The organism is Rhodopirellula islandica (genome assembly GCF_001027925.1).
Lineage (GTDB): Bacteria > Planctomycetota > Planctomycetia > Pirellulales > Pirellulaceae > Rhodopirellula > Rhodopirellula islandica.
Genome location: NZ_LECT01000010.1, coordinates 87,879 through 110,863, shown reverse-complemented (window position 1 = coordinate 110,863; position 22,985 = coordinate 87,879). Strand labels below are relative to the sequence as shown.

Sequence of the window (22,985 nt, the reverse complement as noted above, 5' to 3'; positions counted from 1 at the left end):
TCGCTATTACAGACCGCGTTCTTCGGCAAAGGAGTAGATGCGATACATCTCTTGATCGTCCACTTCGCCGGTCACCTTCAACGAGCCATTCTCGTCGTATAGCAACATCATCCCCGGCTCTTCCAATTCAGAATCGCCCGTCATGGGCAGCACGCGGCCACCCTCGAGATCGATGACCGTGGTTTGCGAAGTCACCTTCGCATCTTCTACCTTTTTGACCACGAGATCAATCGGATCAATCAACTCCGCCGGGCCCTCGTAGGAAAGAACAGAACCTGGGCTGATGCTTTCCATCCAAATCGGCATCACCGTTTTATACGTCGTGTTGTAACTGAAGTTGACTGCTTTCGCGGTCGGCGGATCCGGGGAGTACTCCACTTTCTTGCCTTGAACCGTCAACACCTTCGTGCGTGGTGACTCGACAGGTCCAGCGAAGTAGTCATTGAAAGTTGGCAGCGAAATCGGCGGGCTCGGTGCACTCCATTCCGACCAACGTTGGAAGTGTCCCTTGCGGGCTTTGTCCGCTTCGGCGGCTTCCATCAACTTGGAGACTCGTTGATAGACCTCGCCCGACAAGGTGGAGACCTTGGGTTGTTGCAGAGCGTTGGCGGGGAAGTTCGGGTCCACGACCGCCAACCGAATTCGGTAGACGTATTTGCGACCAGGACGAGGCGTATTCTTGTCGGCGGTGCTCGCAAAATCGTAAAACCGCATCAGCTTGTATTCAACGGGATCTTCTTCCACCATCGCCATCCCGCCATAGGCTCCCATGCCACCCATGCCCATGCCCATGTCCATTTGCATCCCCATGTCCATGCCCATGTCCATGCCCATATCCATCCCCATTCCCATGCCGGACATTCCCGAGGCATTGGGACCAGCCAATTCGAGGTCATCGATCCCGAACTCTTGTTCCTTCATCATTTCCTCGCGAGCCTTCATCTGCTCTTCGCGACGGGAGATCATCGGAATCAACGGGTGAGTGACGAAGTCTTTGTAGTCAACCAACAAAATCGGCGGGATGTACGCGGTCACGTTCAAGTCGCGATATTCTTCCGGCACAACTTCTTTGGCATACCCGGCCCAAAGTTTGGCTGCTTCCAAAACGTTCTTTTCACGCGTGTAGCGAACCACCCAGTCCTTGTCGGTCAGTTCGTCCACGCTCTTGTTCGTCACGTCAGCACGTTGCACCTCGTAATTGTGGTACAGCGGTTGGTCGCGAATCGGCAGGTAGCCTTCCGCTTCTTGAAGCGCCTCGCGGAATGATTCGGCGAGCACTTTGTGAGGGATGACGGCGGTCCCGGAAATGAACCAGGCGTATTCCGGCACTGGCTGCATGCTGTCCTTCGGAGTCGCAACGAACCCGAAGTTGTTTTTCGCATTGAAACGGCGACCGGCTGATGAGGCGGACATGGTTCCCATGCCGCCGGCCATCATTCCCATGTCCATGCCCATCCCCATGTCTTCGCCGTACATCCCAGCGTCCATGCCCATGCCCATATCCATCCCCATTTCCATGCCCATGCCCATCATTTCATCCATGCCACCGCCACGGCGATTTCTCCCACGACGCGGGCGAGGCTTCTCTTGTTCCACCACTTCCAAGGCTTCGGCACCTTCCAGATCCTTGAGCGCGTAGTCTCCACTTCGCGAGAGCATTGCGATCGAAGCGATGTGGCTGTCGACACGCAGTTCCATCGGCGGATGCATCACCGGGTCCTTGCGTCGAACCGAGGTGTCGATTGTCTTTCGTTCCAACAGGTGAGGCATCTTGTACGCCGTGGAATCGACCGGCGTCCGTTTGCGAGCGGTTTCCGCCAGGATGTCGAACTGCGGTTTTCGTTCGGGCAAGATTTGCTCGTTGTGATCCTCATCGATGCTGCTCCGCACCGTGTTGGCATCAGTGGCCAATCGCTCGGGCTGCACCTCGTCCAGCATGTTGGGCATCTGCAGGCCAGCGTAGACCATCCACGCAGCCGCCAGAACAACGATTCCGACCACAAATTTTTCACCGTGAAGGATGAAGAATTGCTTGATCTTGTCGGCATCCATGAGTTGTCTCGCACAAACGAAAAAGAAAAGGAAAGGTTGGCGACGAGGTCAATCAAACCCGGTTCATCGATTGGAGGGTCGCCTCCTCCAATCAGAACCACAACTTCAAACGGCTATCCCGTCGTCGCGGCGGAACCACCTGTCACCGACGCTTCGCCCGCCGGGGGTGCCGGTGCATTGGCGTCATCCACAGGATTCACCGCATCCGGTTCCGATCCGGCTGGTGGTGGCAAAGCTGAATCGGGCGTGTCAACAGGAGCGGTCGCATCGGCTCCGGAACCCGCCGCACCATTGCCGCCATTGGACTCCTTCAGGTCTTCCTCTGCACTCTCGGCCATGGTCTCGCCATCCAAGACGGTGTCTTCGGTGACCAGTTCCACGCCCAGTTGGTCTTTCTTAGGTGGGTTGTAAATGTGAATCAGACCATAGACCTCGACGGTGACATCGAGAGGAAATTTCTCCTTGGGACCTTGGCTGGCTCCTCCACCCATACCACCCATGCCGCCCATACCCATGCCGCCATCCATGCCCATGCCGCCCCCCATGCCCATGCCTTCATCCATTCCCATGCCGCCCATCATTGAATCCATGCCGCCCATGCCGCCACCCCCGCCACCGCCCATTGCGCCAACAGCGCTTGCACCCGCCGACTTCGGAAGGATTCGGACCTGTTTGACCTCGACCATCAGCGGTGCACTGCCGCACGCTGCCAGCAAGTCTGGGATGTAGCGTTGGTCAACTTGGAGAGACATCATGACTGGCACACGTTTGGCAACTTTCAACGGTGCGTCTTCGGGAGATTCGCTTTCCAGAGCGGATCGCAAGGTCGCCCCATCAATGGGTTCATAAGCGGTATCGACGTAACGATTGTCAACTGGATCGGGAGCTTCCATGCCACTCATTCCACCCATGCCTCCCATCCCGCCCATGTCTCCGTACATATCGTCCATTCCCCCCATGCCCATGTCCATTCCCATATCCATGCCCATGTCCATTCCGCCCATGCCCCCCATGCCACCGGCCATCGCAACACCTGGTTTTTGAATGGAACCGGCGGTGAACTTCACCTTCTTACCGAGAGAGAGGTGGTTGATGACGTGAATCTTGGCTTCGAACGGTTGCTTCGCATCGCCATTGACGTCCGCCACGATTCCCAGCAGTTGCCGCAGAATCCAAAGATTTTCTTGGCTGTAATAGACTTCCAACGTTGTGGGACGACGACCTTGCCACGGGAACAATTCCGAGATGATGGCTGACTGCGAACCCACAGGCCAATCCACCAATGGAACATCTTCCACGCCAGCGATGTTGACTGGACCGCGGCCCATTCCCATGCCCATCCCCATCATCGAATCCATGCCACCCATCATGGCATCCATTCCACCACCGGCCGCACTGTTGGAACGGAATTCGGCTTCCCATTCGGCTTTCGCGATTTCAGCGATGCTGGGCAACACGTTCTTGATATAGAACGCGTAGGTGTTCAAGAACGATGTGGGCTTTTCCTGCCCTGGTTCTGGCGGGTAGGCAATGTGGGCCTCGATCGGGACGAGGTCTCGAAATTCGTCGACGAACTCCTTTGTGAGTTCCTCTTCGGGCCACACGAGGATGTCGCGTTGGGCATCGTAGACTTCTTGCCAAGCTTGCAAGACTTCGTCCTGGCGAGCTTCAATCAGTAAATCCATCGCCTCCTTGGAAGTCGGGTTGGGATGCTCGTTGAGTTCCGAGCGTAACGACGACACGGCACTGACGTCGCCCTTGATCTTTCCGGCGCGACTTGTGTTCTCCTTCACCAGATTGCCGGTGACGATGAACCAGATCGCCAGCGCGCCAAGCGTGATGGTGCCGGTACCGATCCAAAAGCCATACTTGGCTGCGGAAGCGAATGCTTGCTTGAGTTGATCCATCGATCAGACCGAGTCGAGAGTGAAAAGGTTGTTTGTGGGTGGCGAGGTGATCGCCGAAAAGTTGGACTAGTTGGCCATCGCGACGGAATCCGGATCGGCATCGAGATCGTCCTCGGTGCTGCCGCCCTCGCCTTCCATTTCGGCCTCCAAAGCAGCTTCTTCATCCGCCAATCGCTTGGCTTCGATTCGTTCACTGAGAACGCTTTCTTTCCAAACCACCTGGAACACGAAGTCGAGCCGTAGGACCTCCAAGGTGGGCGATTCAACTTTGACGTCCTCGTCCCCTTCGGCCCGCAATTGCATCGCAGTCATGGCGGAGACGGGGTCGTAATCCGGGTTCGGAACCTGAACCAGTTGGGGTTGGTTCTCATTCAGCAACAATGGGTAGCTGAAACCAAACTCTTCCGGTGTGAAGGTGATCGGATTGCCCTGCGGGTCGATCAAGTTGATTGGTTTTTCACGGAAGTTGGTCGTCAGGTACTTGCGAACGTGCTGACTGCCTTCTTCGCCCTTGTGTTTCGGGCTGTTGTAGTAGTGGTATCCCTTGAGTTGGATGACCCAACCTTCTTCTTCGGGCCCCGTGTCGTCGGCGAGTTCTTCCGGCGGCGCCGAATCTCGCATCAAGTCGTACCAGTTCTTCATCTCTTCTTTGTAACGAACATCCAACCGCTCGGAGTACCAACCTTCCGCGAGATCTTCGTAGAACTTGGTGTCGATCTCGGAGATGTGGAAATCGATACGGTCTTCCAGCGGCAGTTCTTTGACGCTGGGGATCTTCCCCTCAGGGTATTCCGCACGTGGGATCGCAGCGTTGACTGCGTTGATGAGTTCCAACCAGACGAGGCGGCGTTCCGCGTTGCCCGAAATTTCTTCGCCCAGACGATTCAGGAACGTCAAGCGACTGACCAACAACGAGTCTTCGGATTTTTGATCCGAACTGTAAGATGACATGCTCGTCACGGCTGCTTCGGCACTGGACCAAAGGTCCTCGTGAGTCGTTTGCCAAGACCGCTGTGTCAACGCGTACTGGGTGGTCGCGCCCAACAACAGAGCCGCCATGCCCGCCAAAGCCCAAGGCTTCTTCGCACGGATCATCCGTTCGGTTTTGATCTCGGCCGGGATCAGCGACGTGTGAATCTGGCTCAGTCCCAGCCCTTGCAGACACAACCCGTAACAGACCGCGAAAGTCGGTGCGTTGTCGCGGAAGGTTGGGATGCTCAAGACGTCATCGCCGGACAATCGATTGAATCGATCCAGCGTGTGGACTTCGTAACCGAGGTTTTTGCCCAAGTAAGCCGCCAGGCCGGGCATCTTGACTGTGTTCCCCGTCACCAACAATTCAGTGATCTCGGCCTTCTTGTCGATGCTGCGGAAGAATCCGATCGAACGCTGGACCTCGGTGACCAAATCATTGAAGACCGGCCGCATGGTTTGGAAGACAAGCTTCGGGTCGACCGCTTCGCGAGCATTGCGTTTGAGGTGCTCAGCTTTCGCAAACGTGAGCTTGAGGTCTTTCGTGAGTTGCCGGGTGAAGTGGTTCCCGCCGATCGGCATGCTGCGTTGCCAAATCCGAAAACCGTTCGTCACGATCAAGTCGCTGCTGTCGGTGCCGATCGAAAGCAGCACGCTGGACGTCGGTGGTTCATCCGGATCAAACGTCTCGTTTTCAATTCGCTCATGGAACCGGTCGTAAGCGACCATGTTGTAAAGAGCGATTGGAGTCAGCTGCACCATGTCGACTTCGATGTCGGACTCCTGGAACGGTGCGAGTTGACGGTAGGCCTGCTCACGTTTCATTGCGAACAAACCGACTTCGCTTTCCAGGGCGTAGCCTTCTTGGATCGTTGCTCCCGGCATCGTTTGGTAATCCCAAACCACGTCGGACAATTCAAACGGGATCTGAGTCTTGGCTTCGTACTTGACGATGTCGTGGATTTTCTTCAGTTCCACCGGTGGTGGTTTGAAGAACTTCGCCAGACCGCTTTGACCGGGAACGCTGATGCAGACTCGATCGCGAATGGCATCATTTCGTTGCATCAACTGATCGAGCGCATCGGCGATCAGCTGGTCAGGATCCGCATCGGCCTGTCCCAGAATTTTGGGATACTCGATCAGATCAAACGCATCGGCAACGATCTCATCGCCTTGTTTGACGCAGTGCAACGCTTTGAGCGCGCTCTGACCAATTTCGATTCCCCAAACGCCGCCGGATCCGGCCATGGTTTACTTTCAACACGAAGAGACAAGATTTTTCAAATCGATGAGTGGCATCAGCTAAAGTTGATACCAGGGGCGAGTCCGGGAGGTGCCGGCGATCTCGCCAAACCGCTAGTATCCCCTTTTCGCTCCTTCACGTCAAATTTTAGTCGCTCATGCCGTCCTTTGCCGAATGTTGCGTCCTAATTCCTTGCAGCACGATCGAAGATTTCCCTTCCCGGTTGGATCATAACGCCGCCCAGAGCCTGCTGGGCACGTTGACCGCTGCTTGGCACCCTCGCCTTCTCTCTCAGGTGGGACGCGTCCCCACCTGGCATCGAGCCGACGATTTGCCATCGCCGCCGACTCCTCTCGGCAGCCATTCGAAATCGACCGAATCCTCCCCAACAGCAGACAACAGCCCCTCCAACGAGGGGGCCACTCGTCTGTTACTGGTGCCGGAAGCCAGCATTTCCAAACTGACCGCCTCCGTTCGCGATTCTTTGCCGCAGTCCGATGCAGAGCACCGGTGCGTCACGATTGAACAGGAAACGCACCGCGAAATCCGAATCCGTTGCCGCAGTCGCCAAGACGCATTGGCTCTGATTGATTCGTCGATCGAATCCAATTGGTTCGGTGACTCGAGCACGTTGAAGAAGGAGCCCAACACGGATTGGCCCAATCTTTCAGCCTCGCTGCTGGATGACATCCGCCTGGTGACGGAAAACGGCCGCGAGATCGGCCCCGCCGACTTTTTCGCACTCGGCTACACGTGGTGGCAAATTCAGGTGCTGACCCGCCGGCTTCGCTACACCAGCAATCTCGATCAGGTTTACTTCGAAACACGAGTTCTCGATGCCGCCGAAGCGTGGACGCGGAACGACGCTGAAGCCACCGCGGCGGCACTGCACGATTGCTTCGACGCTCTCGCGGAAGAACGCGACCACTACTTTGCGTCCGACCCGTCGTTGATCGACCTCACGCTTTTGACCCCGTCGACGCTGGACCGTTTTTTCGATCAGCCCGAGCCGACGACCAGCACAACCGAAGCGATCTTGGCGACACCCCGCAACGCGTTGGTCGATCAAGCCGTTGCGGAGGCGGTGCTGAATGCCGATGCAACGGTGCAGCAAAAATTCCAATCGCGTTTTGCGGCGGAGGCGATGTCGTGGGCCGGCGGCGGCCCCGCTCCCTCAATTTGTTTCGATGAGCTGACGATCGACGAAATGGAACGCACCCTGCGTGAATCCATTGATCAGGCAGAGCGAGCGATTGGCCAACCGATGGTCGTGCATGCTCGATTGGGCGGCAGCACCACACCGGAAGTCGTCGCAGCCTTGGCCAGCCACAAGCACGATGGGCAATCCCAAACTCAGTGCCGCGGATTGCTGCCCATCGACTTTCTGAACGGAACCGGCTTTGGTGACGAAGCAAAGGTGATCCTTGGCGAGAACGGTCACGAAATTGAGGCGCTCACGGCCAAGCCTCTGGATGCCAACAACGAGTCGTCCTTCCTAACGCTCGGAACGCGTTTGGGCGAAGCGATCGACGCGGGCGAAATCGCGACGGCCTTGCTAGTCCACTGGCCGGGGGAAGGCTGCGACAGCTTCAATGATTTGAATCGAGCCGCGACCTGGACCCTTGCCCTCGGTCGCTTCTGGAAAATCGACGAATACTTCATCGACGGCGAAAATCCCTATCACCATGGCTCCTCGGCCTCTTGGAAAGCCTCACCTGCGGATCGCATGCAAGCGGGAGCCAAAGCGGCTCGACAATCCGCGACCGGGTACGCTTCCTTGGTTCAACAACAATCGAGTCGCGATGCCAGCGGTCTGTCGATGCTGGCCAACCCGCGCCGAACGGACCCAACTCATGGGCTGGCCGAATCCCTCGGCCTGACCGGCTGCACCGAAGCACCTGCGGATTTGACCTCAAATCCCCAACCAACCGACAATGTGCTGGTCATCAATCACAGCGGTGTGCCGACGCGGCAACGAGTACTCGTCAAAGGCAAATTGCCAACGAACAATCGTTCCGTCTTTCATGCCCACGCCGTTCGCAACCACACCGACGCGGTGCTCGATATTCCTGCTTGGGGATATCGCTGGACCAGTTCCAACCCTGCGGCCAAACCGTTGCTGGCTGAACCCGCCGTGCAAACCGGCGTCCCCGCCGCCGGCGGCGATCACCCTCGCCTGATTCGATGGGCGAAACAACTTGGCCGTTCGATGAGCCGCGGTCCCGGCGCAATTGTGGACGGCGAACGGATGAGCAACGAGTTCTTGGAACTCAACCTCAATCCCGAACACGGTGGAATCCAAGGCGTTTACAGCGGCAAAGTCCGCGGCAATCGCCTGTCGACTCGGATTGAATTTGTGCCCGCCAAAAGGAAGTCGGCCGACAAGAACGCAAGCGGCTTGGTCGCCAAATGCGACTCGGTGCAAACGAAAGAAAACTCGGTCTCGCGAGGCGTTGTCGCGATGGCCGGTACGATCGCACTGCCCACCGCGAGCTCCGGAGATGCCTCCGATTCGGCCACCGGGCAACAGCTCCAGTGGCAATCCGAAATTGAATTGGTTCGAGGCAGCCGATTGGTGCGGTACCGCATCCGATTCGAAGCGTTACCACGAACATCCAACGCTGAGAAAAATGCGAACGCTCCCTTGGATTGGATCCATCACCCGGTCCTGCGGATGGCGTTCCCCGGTGCCAGCCCCGTGGTGAGGGCCATCGTGCGTGAAAAGCTGCACCGGACCAGTGCTCGACGATTCCTCGCTCCACTTGGATTCGTTCATGAGGAAGACGAGTGCCAAACGCTGGTCGCCACCCACGGCAACAGCTTTCATCGCCGCAGCGAAGATCGCTTCCTGGAAACCTTGCTGCCTCTCGCCGAGGCAGCCCCTCCGACAAACGAAGCCACCGATGGCTTTTCGCCGTGGCACGAATTCGCGTTTGGATTTGACGTGCCGCACCCAATCGACGCTTCCATGCAACCTTGGCGCACTCCGACGGTGTTGCAGGTTCCCGACGGTCAACTGATTCGAAATGGTGTGCCCGCTGGTTCTTGGTTGATGCACGCATCGCCATCCACCATGCGCGTCCAAATTGTCGCCACTGGGAAGCTGGACGATGGCCGCATGGTGTTGCACTTGCGTGCCATCCAAACGACCAGCAAATCGGTTCGGGGTGTGGTTCGTTTCTGCCAGCCGGTTGCTTTGGCCCATCCGATCTCGCCCTTGTCTCGCCCACTTGGGAATCACAACGAAGACGTGTCGGCACCGCCGAAAACCGTTGCGATGCAAGCCATTGACAAGGCATCGATTGACGGCGAAGTCAAATGCGAAGACGACCGGATTGAATGGGCCTCGTCGGGACACGGCGTGACTCACTTGTGCGTCGTCTTCGACACCAACAAGTGACCCGATGAGCGAACCGCTTTCCCCCGTCGCCGTTTTTAGAGAAGCCGCCCTGCGATCTGACTTGCTGCAGGCGGAGCAATGGGAACGCGCCGCCAAAGAGGTCAAACAAAACCTTGCCAGCGAAGATCGCTTGGACCCCGAATTGGTCTGCGAAGAGATGTCCAAGGTTCTCGTTCGCGATCGAATCTTGACACCTTACCAGTCACAACAAATTCGGGCTGGGCGAACCAAGTTGACATTGGGCAACTACGTCATCACGGAGTTTCTCGGCCAAGGCGGGATGGGGCAAGTCTTCGGTGGCGTGCACAAGATCATGGGCCGGCAGTGCGCGATCAAGGTCTTGCCGTTGCAAAAGTCCGACCCGTTGAGCCTGGAAAGCTTCGCTCGCGAAATTCGGCTCCAATCAAATCTGGACAGTCCTTACTTGGTGCGTGCTTTCGACGCGGGCAAGGACGGCAAGGTACATTACTTGGTCACCGAGTATGTCCCCGGCACCGATTTGCGACGCTTGGTTCGCGAGCACGGTCGACTGTCGATGCAACAAGCCGCGTCGATCATCGCCCAAGCCGCCGCCGGACTCGCCTACGCTCATGAATCCGGTTTGGTCCATCGCGACGTGAAGCCCGCCAACATCATGGTCACGCCCGACGGTCACGCCAAAGTTTCTGACGTTGGCTTGGCCGCGTTGTCCTTTGGGCCGGATGACGATCCGCGGGCCGGGATGGTGGTCGGAACGGCTGATTATTTGTCCCCTGAACAGATTCGAACGCCAGACCAAGTCGGACCGCCCAGCGATATCTATTCGCTCGGTTGCACGCTGTACTACGCCTGCACAGGTTCGGTTCCATTTCCCGGCGGCGACTCGAAATCGAAATGCCGCCGGCACTTGAACGAGATGCCGCTCAAGCCGACTCAACAGGCACCCGAACTCAGTGATGCGTTTGTCGACACAATCGCGGACATGATGGAAAAGGATGTGTCCCGGCGGATCACCACTGCGGCCGAAGTCGTGATGCGACTGAGTCCCTGGGCCACAATGGATGCCGACACCAACGATTCGGGAACCATTCAAATCGGTGAAGGCATGCAACCCGTCGCAATTCCAGCGGCCGGTATCCCACGCCCGGAAGATTCACTCGGCGAATCCATGCTGGACGAAATGAGCTGGGACAACGTCGGCTCCTCTGCTGGCGACCCGCTGGCCTCCGCTGCGCTCAGCAATTCAACCGTCACGCCGCCCCCGCCGCCCGAATCGGATCCCGATGCCCTCACGCCATCGCCTTCCTCAACAGGCATCTCCACCGGCCAGTGGTTGGCCAGCGTTCTCGTTTTCACCGCGATTGGCTTTGTGGTTGGATACCTGACCGCTCGCGGTGTGTTGTTCCATTGAAGAGACCCCCGCACCTCTTTTCAGTCGTTCGAATCGAGCATCGACCAGCCAACCTCAGGATTGGTTTGGATGCGTGAAGCCGACTTCGAGGTTGCCCAATGAGTAGCAGGCAAATTTCACTGACGATCTCGCAGGCAGCGGCCATCTTTTTGGCAGCGCTCGTGTACCTGGTGTTGCTTTTGTGGTGGGTGCTTCCGGTGTTGCGAGCTCAGGTCGGACTTCACCCGGCGACGCATTGGTACTTGATCGGCTTCGCATTGTTCCCGCCCATGATCGCCTACGCGGTCTGGCAAGCACGACGCGAGGGAGCCGACACATTCGCGAAGCTGCTTGGGTCACTCCGCGTTCATCCGATGACCCAGCGGGATTGGCACTACGCCGCTGCAGGAATTTTCACGGTACTGGGTGGAACGGGGCTCCTGCTCGCAGCCTGGAGCAACTTGGCCAGGCTTGATCTGTTACCACCAGTCGAGACCGAACCATGGTGCATCGACATGTCGCCGTTGGAAGGTCGCGACCGTTGGTTGCTCTTGCTTTGGGTGCCCATGTTCGTGCTGAACATCGTCGGCGAAGAACTGCTGTGGCGAGGTTATGTGCAATCACGCCTCACGATGCGGCACAGTTGGCTGGCCATTGGAATGCTATGGCTCGCCTTCCACATCCCGTTTGGCGTTTCGACGATGGTCCTGTCCTTGCCGCTGATGCTGGTTTTACCATTCGTGTTCGATCGGACCCAAAACACAACGGTCGCGATCTTAATCCACGCCATGTTCAACGGCCCCGCCTTCCTGGCCGCAGCCTTCGGCCTGCTGCCGGGTTAGCAACGCGTGAACAACAAGTGACGATGTTAGCGGTGTGGCGCAAGCCGCCCGGTGAGGAACCGGAGGGCTCGCGCCCTTCCGCTACGTCACTCGTTGTTCACGTGGTCCTTAGTTGTGCGCACGCTGGTTCGCGATGACCGTCCCATTCCGGTGCGGAGGGGCATGAATGGCTCCGGAGGAGTCCTCGTAGTTAGCTCGGGGTGGAAGCCCCGAGACAACGTTCGCAAATTCACCATGCCGCCCCGGATGGGGCCGTCGAAAAGGAGCAGCACCGTTTGACGGAACGGCAGTAGCGACAAGGGCGACGCGTCTGACTCCGATGAATTTGGAATTTGGCAAACCACGGGATCAAATTGAACCCAACCCGAAAGGGCTACTCGCCAACCTCAAGAGAGACTTCAAATTCCGCGATTTTAGCACGCGTATACAGTTGTCTCCTAAGTAGCCTGGAAGCCTACTCGCAGACACATTTTGTGTGCACCCTATATAGCTGAGGATATTTTCCCATGATTCGAACCACCATTGTCGTTGGTTGCCTGCTGTTCTTGAGCTCTTCATCCGCGAACGCTGCAATTGTTCTCGGAAACACATTTCCAGTTCAAACGACTGGTGATTCTCCTTTTAGCGCCGGACAAGTAACAGATCCAAATATCACGTCGACAGGGGTGAGCCGCATTGGATACAGCCTGAATGGTGGAGGATTTGTCGGCGGTGACTCCGCACTTGTTGGTGGCGACTACCGGAACTTTGCTGGCTCAGGCAATATCAATTCCTCAACCCGCTATTTCGAATTCAATATCCAACCAGTTACCGGTTATGAAGTCGATCTCACTGACTTCACTTACGAAGGATTCGTAACATTGTCTGGTAGCTCAACGATTGAACCTGATATCTTCCAACTTCGCTCAAGTCGAGATAGTTACGCTACCCAGATTCCTGGGGCCAATTTGCTTGGCACGACCATTGATCTCAGTGACACCGAGTTCCAGGATCTTACCTCTCCGGTCAACTTCCGACTTTACATTCAAAGTAGTGACCCATCTGCGAACCCTAGCTCGACATACAACTTGGACTCGTTTGCGTTCAACGGAACAGTCTCCGCCGTTCCCGAGCCTTCTTCCATGGCGTTGCTTGCTTTTGGTGGAGCGGGACTTGCTTGGCGCCGACGCAAATCAAAGAAGAATTCGGCCCGATAGACTGCCGACCGACGAACCGGATTCATCGATCCAACTCCGAGGCATCCTCACCAAAGTGAGGGTGCCTTTTTTCTTGCCTGCCTCGCGATCCGGAACGCACCATCCACGAATCGCACCATTCTGCGTTGGGCACACTCCAACTCCGGGATCTTTCAGAATAGTGGTGAACACCATCCGACGCCGCAAAGACTCAGCGACAGAGTAGAACGTTTGTCCTCAAATGTTCGCGTGGCTGCTTGATGTCGTCGATCGGCGTGACGCGAATGGCTGGAAGTGGACGTGGCTTCGGATCGCAGCCAAAAATTTGACATGACATGATTTGCGACCAAGAGTTCCAGGAAGGACCATGGTCGCCCCCTCCCGCAACCATGAGGTGAACGCACGATTCTCAGCCCGCACGAAAGCTCCCACCCATGAACCACCTGTTTTCAACTCGAATCGGTTTGCTTTTCTGCATTGCAATCATCGGGCTGGGTAGCGGTTGCAGCATGTCGGAAATCACGGGATCGCACAGCGAAGAATCGTTCGACCAGTTGATCGGCCAAGACAAGCTGATCTTGGTGAAGTTTGGTTCCTCCTCGTGCGGCCCCTGCAACCGTTTGGACGAGGAACTTGCGGCGATCGAAGCTGATCCGCCGGCAGGTTTCGAGATTCATGCTCTCAGCATCAACGCCAATCGAGACCTCGCACGCAAGTTCGACATCACCGGCATCCCACGGATGATCTTGTTCCGCAGCGGACAAAAACTGGGCGATCAAGTCGGCTATCAAACCGAAGAACAAATTCGCAGTTGGATCAGTTCGCAGAACGTCATCGTCGGCGATGTCCACTCCAATCCCTTTGCGGCAAAGTCCGCTTCTGAAATCGATTCGACGCCGCACAATTCCTAGGTTGGAACACTGTTCGGTGCCACCCAACATTTCAGCGTGTTCCATCCTGCCAGAGTAGAACAGTCGAGGAAAACTGTTCTGTAAAGAACCGTGCAACACGTCGTCTAACGTCCATTCCCTCGGCATTTCTGTTGGCTGATCTCGGAAGTCGTGGATGGCTTTGCGTGTTGAGGTGGGCTCCCGGAACAATTGGGGACAATTGTTCTACTCTTAGGAGTCTTGAGGTTCGATCCAGACCAATGCGAGAAAGCGGACGCCATGGACTTGCGGTGCTCCAGTGCGAGCGAGCACGCACCACAGGCCCCTTCGCTTCCGAAAACGAAGATATGCGGCAATTGTCACGTGTGCTGGTCGACTATGTTCGCGTCGACTGAAAGCAACGGCTATGCAAGGCCCCGAGACGCAACACCACATGGGGAAACACAGCCCCCTGCCCCAAGGAACCCAATGCGGATAAGATCAAAACTGTCGGTAAGAATCCAATCATGACGAGACGCTCGTCCCGTCCAATTTTGATATCGGAACATCCAGAGTGACTCGATTTCTACTCGCCGTTGTTGTCAGCCTGGCGATTGCCGATGCGTCGGCGCACGCTGCAATCATCTTGGGTAACACCTTCGATGGAAACACAGGAACAGAAGCAGAGTATTTGAATGGGCAAGTGACTGCTCCCAATGTCTACAGAGCAGGCGTTTCTCGGGTCGGATACAGCCTGCTGGTCGGGGAGAATGAATTGGTCGTGGGTGACTTGCGCACACAAGATGGTTCGATAGCGGGCAGCACTCGCTACTTCGAGTTCATCATCGAGCCTACCAATGACTCGGTAATCGACCTCGAAAGCTTCACCTACGTGGGGAATCAGAACGTCGATGGCGAGGGAGTATCTGGTGCAACCAAGTTCGCATTGAGATCAAGCCTGGATTTATTTCGAGAGGATATCGGCGTTGCCAATCTCACCGGCACCACGATCAGTCTTGCCGACCCAAAGTTCCAGAACATCACAACGTACATTGACTTTCGCCTGTACATCCAAAGCGATACGTCCGGCGAAAGTCAACTCACGACGTATAGCCTTCAGGAATTTGCGTTCAATGGTTCGGTCACCGCCATTCCAGAACCCTCTTCGATGGCACTGTTAGCGATCGGTGGTGCGGGGCTTGCCTGGCGTCGTCGCAAATCGAACAAGACTTTGGTCTGATTGACGACCAACAAATTGCTCGCCTACGCAAATAGGTCGTGGACGACTTTGCCGGCGACGTCGGTCAGCCGGAAATCTCGGCCAGCGTGGCGATAGGTAAGTTGTTCGTGATCGAGCCCCACCAGATGCAACATCGTGGCGTGCAAATCGTGCAGGTGGACTTTGTTTTCGATCGCGTAGTACCCGTACTCGTCCGTCGCACCGTACTGGATCCCGGTCTTCAATCCAGCGCCCGCCATCCACATCGTGAACCCTTCCGGATTGTGGTCGCGTCCGTCATTCCCGGATCCTTGGCACGTTGGCGTGCGGCCAAACTCGCCTCCCCACAACACCAGCGTGTCGTCCAACAGCCCGCGTGCCTTCAGATCTTTTAACAGGCCCGCGATCGGCAAATCCACCTCCGCGGCGTTCTGGGTGTGACCTTTGCGAAGGTTGCCGTGTTGGTCCCATTGCACTTCGGTGTTGCTATGCGTGACCTGGACAAACCGCACGCCTCGTTCGGCAAATCGGCGTGCCATCAAGCATTGGCGACCGAAGTCGGCGGTGTTTTCGTTGTCGATGCCGTACAGCTTGTGTGTCGCTGCCGTTTCGGAATCCAAGTCCAATGCCTCCGGCATCTCGGTCTGCATGCGAAACGCCAACTCAAAGGACTTGATCCGAGCTTCGAGTGCCGAGTCCGGACCGGTCGTCTCCAGAAACCCTCGGTTCATCGACTGGGCCAAGTCCAGCTGCATCCGCTGTGCTTCGAGCGACAACCGTGCGTTCTTCACGAACTTCACGCGAGCTTGATCCGATGGTTGGCTGGCATTGCCGATCGGCGTCCCCGAGACGCTGGCAGGCAAGAACGCCGAGCCCCAATTTTTCGTGCCGCCATGGGCCAGCGTCGGACAGATGGTAATGAACCCCGGCAGGTTCTGGTTCTCGGTGCCCAATCCATACGTGACCCACGATCCCATGCTGGGCCGCACGAAGACGTCGCTGCCCGTGTGCAACTTCATGCTCGCCCCGCCATGCGCCGGGTTGGTTCCATGCAGCGAATTGACGATGCACAAATCGTCAACACACTCCGCGACATGTGGAAACAATTCGCTGACGGCAATGCCGCTCTCGCCGTATTGCTTGAACTTCCAAGGCGAAGCCAACAGGTTGCTGGTCGGCGCGAACTGAACGCGAGGCTTTTCAAACGGCAATGGTTTGCCGTCGTCCTTCTGAAGTTGAGGTTTGAAATCAAACGTGTCCATGTGCGACGGCCCGCCCTTCATGAACAAAAAGATCACACGTTTCGCTTTCGGTGCGAAATGCGGGGTCCCCAAACCGGGAGCCCCTGAGATGCCGCCGGACGCGTGGACATCGTCCGCCAGCAACGATGCCAACGCGAGCGATCCAAAACCAGCTGCGGTGGTCTGCAAGAGGTGTCGTCGTGAGAGTTGCATCAGCTCAGGAGGGATGGAAGGAGGGGGGACGGCATTGGTTGACGCGGTATTCGCGATAGTTCCTAACGGATGTAAACAAACTCACTGGACGAGACCACGGCTTGGCAAAACGCTTGCCAGGCCGATCGTTCCGGATCGGACTCTCTGTCCCCGGACGCAACCTGGTTTCGCTGCAGGAGCGTTTCAAACTGCGAGAGGAAGCGAACGCCCTCGGAAATCTCCAAGTCGCTGGGAGGTCGCCCGTACGCTTCCCGATACAAGCGGCGGATTCGCTGGGAAGAGTCGGCGTCGTCTTCCAGCAGACGATCCGCCAAGGCAAATGTCAGGTCAGAGACCATTTCCGAGTTCATCAGGAACAAAGCTTGCGGGGCAATCGTGCTGGTGTTGCGGTCACCAGTCAGAACACTTGCGTCGGTGTAGTCAAACAATTGAAACATGTCGTAAAGGTGATTGCGAATCACGGGCACGTAGATCGAACGCCGGGTCGAATCGTACTTGGATTTGTCCTGCGACGTGTGGTTGAACACGTACTCACGGTTCTTGTACTGCATGAGATTCCCGCCCGTGGTCGGGTCAAGTTGACCGCTGACGGCCAACAACCCGTCACGAATCGCTTCGGCTTCCAGTCGGCGAAGACTGAATCGCCAGTACCACTGGTTGCCGGGATCCAGTCCCGCATTTTCCGCATCGAAGTCGCTGCTTCGTTGATAGGTTTGCGACAACAGGATCATCCGGTGCATCGCCTTGATCGACCAACCTTCCTCGACGAATCGAACCGCCAACCAATCCAGCAACTCCGGGTGGCTTGGCGGGCTGCCTTTGAGTCCAAAGTTGTCGACGGTGCTGACCAACCCCTTGCCAAAGTGCCCCCGCCACATTCGGTTGACCATCACGCGGGCGGTCAGTGGATGACGCCCATTCGTCAGCCACTGAGCAAACTGAAGGCGGCCGCTTTGTTCATCTGGAATTGCGGGCTGGTCGTCCAATGCCAACACCTCAGGGACGCGGCGAGACACAACGTCGCCGAGCGTCAGGTGACTGCCACGAAGATGGACTGCGGTGTCCACAATCTCGCCATCCGTCACGCCCATTGCGGTCGGCAATTCTGGAGTTGCCTCCTTCCACGCGGCCAATTCCTCACGAAGCGTCTTGAGCTCCGCCTGAGTCTCCGCCGGGAATCGCTTCTCGACTTCGCCGGGTTTCTCCTCGGAATCCACTGGCGGGTCCAGATTCGACTTGGCGGCTGCGACGTTGTCTGCAATCAGCTTTTCTCGAGCAGTAATCTTTTCTTCGTGGGCAGTCAGATCGGCCGCCTGCTGTGGTGTTTCAATCGTGTTCTCATGCCACTTGGCAACCGTCTTGTAACTGTCCATCGTCTGGGTGCTCTGAAAGATCCCAGCTAACCCGTAGTAGTCATGGTGGCTGATCGGATCAAACTTGTGCGTGTGACAGCGGGCACACCCGAGCGTCAGTCCCAGCAGGCTGCGACCGACGGTGTCGATCTGCTCATCGATGATGTCCATTGCCATCTTGGCTTCGTCCTGCTCCGCCAAAACCTTTGGCCCCAGGACGAGAAACCCGGTCGCGATCAAACGCTCATGGCGAAGTTCGACGTCGTCATCGGAATCCAGCAGATCGCCCGCCAATTGTTCGACCACGAATTCGTCGTATGGCTTGTCGTCGTTGAGTGAACGCACAACGTAATCGCGGTAGCGCCAGGCGTTCCCATGAACCACGTTTTCATCGAGGCCGTTCGAATCGGCGTAGCGAGCAACATCCAACCAGTGGCGTCCCCAGCGTTCACCGTAATGCGGCGAAGCGAGCAATCGATCAACGACACTGGCGAACGCATCGCGAGAGCCATCTGCCAGGAAGGCGTCAATTTCCTCGGGGGTCGGCGGCAAACCGATCAAGTCAAATGTGACTCGGCGGAGCAACGTTCGCTTGTCCGCCGGTGGATTCGGACGCAAACCTTGGGCTCGCAATTTAGCCAGCACAAACGCATCGATCGGGTTCGGAGCGTCTGAGGAAGCATCGCCAACAGGCGGCGTGGCTTTGTCGGGAGTTTGGAATGCCCAGTGCTTGCGGCCTTCCTGCACATCGACCTCGCCCCGCTGGACAATCGGTCCGACGGTCCCCGAATCGGGATGCGGTGCGCCCATTTCAACCCAACGAATCAAGTCGGCGATCTGAATGTCGGACAATTTTTCGTCGGGTGGCATCTTCAGATCATTGTCTTGATACCGAACCGCGGTCACCAACAAACTGCTGGTGGGTTTTCCCGGAACCAAAGACGCTCCCGCCAATCCGCCCGTCAGCATTCCCCCTAGCGTGTCGACTCGGAGTTCCGATTCCTGCGAATCCCTCCCGTGACATTCGTAACAGTGGTCAATCAGCAACGGACGAATCTTGGATTCAAAAAAGTCAAGCTGTTCCGGCGTTGCCTGCACCGTATCGCTCCGCTTGACATCCTTTTCGGCCCAAGCGGCGATCGGACTCATCGCCAACAGGCCCATCACAGCACCAACCACGATGTGGTGGATCATCCTGATTTCCGAGCCGACCGAATGCAAACAACCGTCGGCACCATGGTCGACGAGCGGTCTTCCCGACTTGCTTGGATTCATCGAACGTCTCCTAGAACTTGGGATTTCCGGCATGGTAGATCTCCAAAATCTGCCCTTCGTCCAGGGCATCATCGAGCATCAGAAACTCGTCCATTCGCCCATTGAAATTACGGATTGCGTGAGAACTCTGGTCGACAGGGCGTCCCCAATTGCACAGTTCCGCATCCCCAATTCGGATTGGTCCATCGTACTGAAGTTCGCCTTCGCAAGGCACACGCTGGCCGTTGAAGTAGTGACGCACCGTTTGGCTGGTTCCATCGAACACCGAAGCAACATGAATCCATTGCCCCAGACGCGTCAGATCCACCAGCGGCGGTGTGTACCGCCACGCCACGCCTGACACTTGCCCAACGGATAAACCAAGTTGCCCGCGCTGATCAAATTGCCAATGAACTTCGCCTTGGTCCCAACCATCGGTCAGCAGCAACGAACTCAGCAACCGATCCAGCCCATCGACACGCACCCATGCCGCCAACGTGATCGATTCGTATTCTCCCGCCAGATGAAAGCGAACTCGGTCGCTGGGACGTTTGAAATCCAACGCGGTTTTGCCTGGCCAACGTCCCTCCGACCACGCACAGCCGATGATGGAACCATCCGAATCCTCTTGGGCAGCAGCAAGGTTTGGCAATGTCGTTGGCGACGTTTCCGAACCAAACGGATCCGGCGACGCGAAATCGTAGTAAATCAGCACGCGAGGGTCCTTGCGAATCGCAGCACTCCATCGCTGCCAACGTTCAATCCGTTGCTGTCGACGTTCGGTTTGGTTCTGTTGAAGCAGCGATTCGGACGGCATCTTGGCGATGCGAGTGCTTTCTGGACGCGAATTGCCTTTCCCGTCAACACTCATCGATTGGCCGGTGACCAATTCATGAAGTGATTCGGCATCGCCGGCTGCCAATGGATCGTGCAGTTCCACCAATCCGTCAAAGACATGAACCTCGGTTCGCTGGCCGGGATTTGCCGACACACCAAATTCGGTCCCCAGATCAACGATTTTGGTTTCCGGCGTCAGCACCGTGAACCCTCGTGCCGGAACGGGAACGCTCGCCCAGGCATTTCCCGCGTGCAGCATGACTCGGTTCGGATCGCGAATCTCGAGCTTGGCAGGGCCTTCCAACGTCAACACGGCACCCCGAAAGAATTGCAACTGCACCCATCCAGAGCTCAGGTGCAGCGTCTGGTTTGACGAAACAGAATCGCCCATTCGCAACGCCGAGTCGTCCATCCACTCGACATTGACCACTCGTTTCAACAACGCCACGGAAGCATCCGCTGGTTCCGATTGGATCGTCACCATCGCCTGGGTTCGCTCCCCCGGGAGGGAACCGGATTGTGCCAACCCGGCATGTCGGCCCGTCCACATTCCAATCCAAAACGCGACCACCAAACAGGCGGCAATCGCGAGAGCGGCCAGCGGAGCCCAGCGGCGGAGTTGGTCTCGCGCGGCCGTCAGACTGGAACGATCCAGCACGCTGTGCAGAAAGTCAAACTTCTGCGATTCGGCATCGAGTCGTTGATCCAACAACTGCACGAACCGCTCACCCGCTCGTTCATCGCAGACCAGCATCGCCAACCCCTCGTCCATTTCGACTTGGTCGCGATAGCGCCGCTGCAACGAATCGTCATTCGCCAACGAATCAGCCAGCTGATCCATTTCCGCATCACTGAGTTCGCCTTCCAGCAAACGTCCGAGTTGCAGATCGAAATCGGGTTCCCGAGCTTGTTCGCTCATGTTGTTCCCTCCGTCAAACGGGTCTCGACGCAAGTCCGCAGCAGCCCGCGAAGACGGGACAAAGCCTGCCTCACCGCGGCTGGTGTCATCTCCGATTCGTTCGCCAACTGCGTCGCATTTTGTCCTCGCGTGTAGCGGCCGTTGACCAGGGCTCGACCGTGACCGGGCAATCGATCCACGCAAGCACGAAGCGCCGCGAACCAGTCCTCGGACCACGGGCCAGTGGTGGGCTCGTCGGACATCGCCAGCATGGCTTCGCTGAGGGAGGCGTTGACGACGCGTCGCCGACGAGACGTTTTCCGCAACTCGTTTCGCACCAAGTTGCGAGCGATCGAACGCAACCAAGGCCCCGCGTCGTCGATGTCGTCCAGCGTTTCAATTCGCTCGTACGCAACCACAAACGCATCCTGAGCCAAATCATCCACCGCATCGGGCATCGCACCAAGCATCCGGATGAACATCCTTAGCCGGGCTTGATGTTCAAGCACAAGTTTCGCGAATTCGTTTCGTTGCATCGGTCACTGTTCCTTTCGCCACTACCATGTCTCCACCATCGAGAGTGTGACACAGAGAGAACGAAAAAACATCGAAACCGTTCGAAAACCGGCTCAGCGAGCCCGACACACGATCTCGCAACCGCCTTCCGACTTAGAAAACAAGCTAAGCAGGTCGGCTGGAATGATCGGGCACAACCATGTGAGCCGTTTGGGCGTTAGCCCCGGTTGTGCGTGAAAACCGTGGCTAACGCCAACGGCTCACATACCCGATGACACCTGCGTACCTGCTTAGCACCACTCAAAGCAAACGAATCCCATCCTTTTCGATCGCGATGACTTTTTGCTTGTAGAGGGCACCGATCGCCTTTTTGAACTGCCCTTTGCTCATCCCAAAAAGATCAAAAATCTCATTCGGCGGCGACTTGTCATGAACCGCCGCAAACCCACCCTTCTCTTCCAAATGGGTCTGAATGACTTGGCTGAAGTCGTCACGAATTTGCTGACCACTCTTCAGGCTGAGATCAATTTTCCCGTCGAGACGAACGTGTTTGACGAAACCTTGGATGGTCTGGCCAAAGCTGATCCGTTGATCCACCTCATCCTTGTACAGCAGCCCCCAATGACTCTGGTCCACAATCGCCTTGTGGCCCATTTCGGTGCTGTTGGCGATGATCAACTCAACCGCCTGTTGCGGGTAGAAACCATGCTCGGGATCATTGCTCACGTACTTGTCGATTTTGGACGTTGCCGTGATTCGATCTTGGTTGTCGAGGTACAGGAACACCAGGTAGGAGTCGCCCACCCTCATCGGTCGATGCTGTTCCGCGAATGGGACCAGGACGTCTTTGTCCAATCCCCAATCCAAGAACGCACCGATAGGAGTGTTCTCTTTGACTTCCAAGTAAGCGAATTCGCCCACTTCCGCCTTGGGCACCTGAGTGGTCGCGATCGGGCGATCTTCCGAATCCAGGTACAGGAAGACTTCGACAATGTCACCGACGCTCAGGTCGTCGGGGGTGTGCTTGGTAGGCAGCAGAATCTCGCCCAGATCCCCAGCGTCCAAAAACATTCCAAAGTCGGTTCGCTTGAGCACTTCCAGGTCAAACGTTCCGCCGATTTCGATCATCATGATGGTTCTTCCATCCAATCAAGCCACCGTTGATCGGGGCATCCCAAAGGACATCCGATTCGCCGGAGGTCGAGAGGACAACTTTACGATTTGAATTTGCGTTTCTTCAGAGGCGGATTGCTGTGAAGGATCTCGCCGGAATCGGAAACCTTCAGGTAGTAAGACGCCCCGATGTGAATCCGCTTTGACAGAGAGAATTCCCCGATGGGTTCCAGTTCTTCCCAGATGTTGACCCGGTAGTTGCCGTTGTGGTGCCGACAAACCTCGACACGGTGCAACCGTGGGGGCCTGCCGATCTGTTCGAGAATCTGCGACTTGATGGTTGCCGTGTGGTCGGCAAGCGACTCCGGTTCATCTTTCTTTGGGGCTGGTTGATCGACTTTTGCCATGGTTTCCTCGGCCACTAGGAGGTGATTGAACACTGAACTGTATCCGAATGGAGTCCGGTTCGATACGAGGTCGAAAAGCAGAAATCCGTCCTGCACGTCACCGCTC

The 22,985-nt window shown here is 56.8% G+C and carries 15 protein-coding genes; 6 read left to right on the top strand and 9 right to left on the bottom strand.

The features are described 5' to 3' along the window. Positions 1–6: 6 nt before the first annotated feature. The 3 genes from RISK_RS04845 to pilM all read right to left on the bottom strand — a co-directional run bounded on the left by RISK_RS04845 (position 7) and on the right by pilM (position 6,179). Positions 7–2,052 carry a hypothetical protein gene (locus RISK_RS04845; protein WP_047813131.1) on the bottom strand — a complete coding sequence of 682 codons (2,046 nt, stop codon included), beginning with the start codon at positions 2,050–2,052 and terminating at the stop codon, positions 7–9. Between the two features lie 113 nt (positions 2,053–2,165). Continuing rightward, positions 2,166–3,959, bottom strand: coding sequence for a hypothetical protein (locus RISK_RS04840; protein ID WP_047813130.1), 1,794 nt, complete (start codon positions 3,957–3,959; stop codon positions 2,166–2,168). A 66-nt stretch (positions 3,960–4,025) separates the two neighbouring features. Next, a complete protein-coding gene (pilM, locus tag RISK_RS04835; RefSeq protein WP_047813129.1) occupies positions 4,026–6,179 on the bottom strand; it encodes a type IV pilus assembly protein PilM in 2,154 nt (717 codons plus the stop codon). A gap of 218 nt (positions 6,180–6,397) precedes the next feature. Here pilM and RISK_RS04830 point away from each other — a divergent pair, with 218 nt between their 5' ends. The 6 genes from RISK_RS04830 to RISK_RS32910 all read left to right on the top strand — a co-directional run bounded on the left by RISK_RS04830 (position 6,398) and on the right by RISK_RS32910 (position 15,069). Continuing rightward, positions 6,398–9,574 carry a hypothetical protein gene (locus RISK_RS04830; RefSeq protein ID WP_236696029.1) on the top strand — a complete coding sequence of 1,059 codons (3,177 nt, stop codon included), beginning with the start codon at positions 6,398–6,400 and terminating at the stop codon, positions 9,572–9,574. 4 nt (positions 9,575–9,578) lie between these two features. Continuing rightward, positions 9,579–10,964 (top strand): serine/threonine protein kinase, encoded by a 1,386-nt coding sequence (locus RISK_RS04825; protein WP_047813128.1) that lies wholly within the window; start codon positions 9,579–9,581, stop codon positions 10,962–10,964. A gap of 98 nt (positions 10,965–11,062) precedes the next feature. Continuing rightward, positions 11,063–11,785: a CPBP family intramembrane glutamic endopeptidase gene (locus RISK_RS04820; protein ID WP_236696028.1), complete on the top strand. Its 723-nt coding sequence runs from the start codon at positions 11,063–11,065 to the stop codon at positions 11,783–11,785. Between the two features lie 506 nt (positions 11,786–12,291). After that, positions 12,292–12,981, top strand: a complete 690-nt coding sequence (locus tag RISK_RS29090) for a PEP-CTERM sorting domain-containing protein (protein WP_083434781.1) — start codon at positions 12,292–12,294, stop codon at positions 12,979–12,981. Positions 12,982–13,394: 413 nt separating this feature from the next. After that, positions 13,395–13,871: a thioredoxin family protein gene (locus RISK_RS04810; RefSeq protein WP_047813126.1), complete on the top strand. Its 477-nt coding sequence runs from the start codon at positions 13,395–13,397 to the stop codon at positions 13,869–13,871. Between the two features lie 532 nt (positions 13,872–14,403). Beyond that, complete coding sequence (locus tag RISK_RS32910) at positions 14,404–15,069, top strand: PEP-CTERM sorting domain-containing protein (RefSeq protein WP_047813125.1); 666 nt, start codon at positions 14,404–14,406, stop codon at positions 15,067–15,069. Positions 15,070–15,092: 23 nt separating this feature from the next. Here the strand turns inward: RISK_RS32910 and RISK_RS04800 are convergent, their stop codons facing one another. The 6 genes from RISK_RS04800 to RISK_RS04775 form a co-directional block, all read right to left on the bottom strand. Continuing rightward, a complete protein-coding gene (locus RISK_RS04800) occupies positions 15,093–16,502 on the bottom strand; it encodes a DUF1501 domain-containing protein (protein WP_047813124.1) in 1,410 nt (469 codons plus the stop codon). A 62-nt stretch (positions 16,503–16,564) separates the two neighbouring features. Next, positions 16,565–19,003, bottom strand: a complete 2,439-nt coding sequence (locus RISK_RS04795) for a PSD1 and planctomycete cytochrome C domain-containing protein (protein ID WP_390173916.1) — start codon at positions 19,001–19,003, stop codon at positions 16,565–16,567. 136 nt (positions 19,004–19,139) lie between these two features. Further along, positions 19,140–20,864 (bottom strand): LamG-like jellyroll fold domain-containing protein, encoded by a 1,725-nt coding sequence (locus RISK_RS04790; protein ID WP_047813123.1) that lies wholly within the window; start codon positions 20,862–20,864, stop codon positions 19,140–19,142. Then, positions 20,861–21,379, bottom strand: a complete 519-nt coding sequence (locus RISK_RS04785; protein WP_047813122.1) for a sigma-70 family RNA polymerase sigma factor — start codon at positions 21,377–21,379, stop codon at positions 20,861–20,863. Before RISK_RS04785 ends, RISK_RS04790 begins: the two co-directional genes overlap by 4 nt. Positions 21,380–21,659: 280 nt before the next feature. Next, positions 21,660–22,490: a CvfB family protein gene (locus RISK_RS04780; protein WP_083434779.1), complete on the bottom strand. Its 831-nt coding sequence runs from the start codon at positions 22,488–22,490 to the stop codon at positions 21,660–21,662. Between the two features lie 83 nt (positions 22,491–22,573). Next, positions 22,574–22,879 carry a hypothetical protein gene (locus RISK_RS04775; protein WP_236696027.1) on the bottom strand — a complete coding sequence of 102 codons (306 nt, stop codon included), beginning with the start codon at positions 22,877–22,879 and terminating at the stop codon, positions 22,574–22,576. Positions 22,880–22,985: the final 106 nt, after the last annotated feature.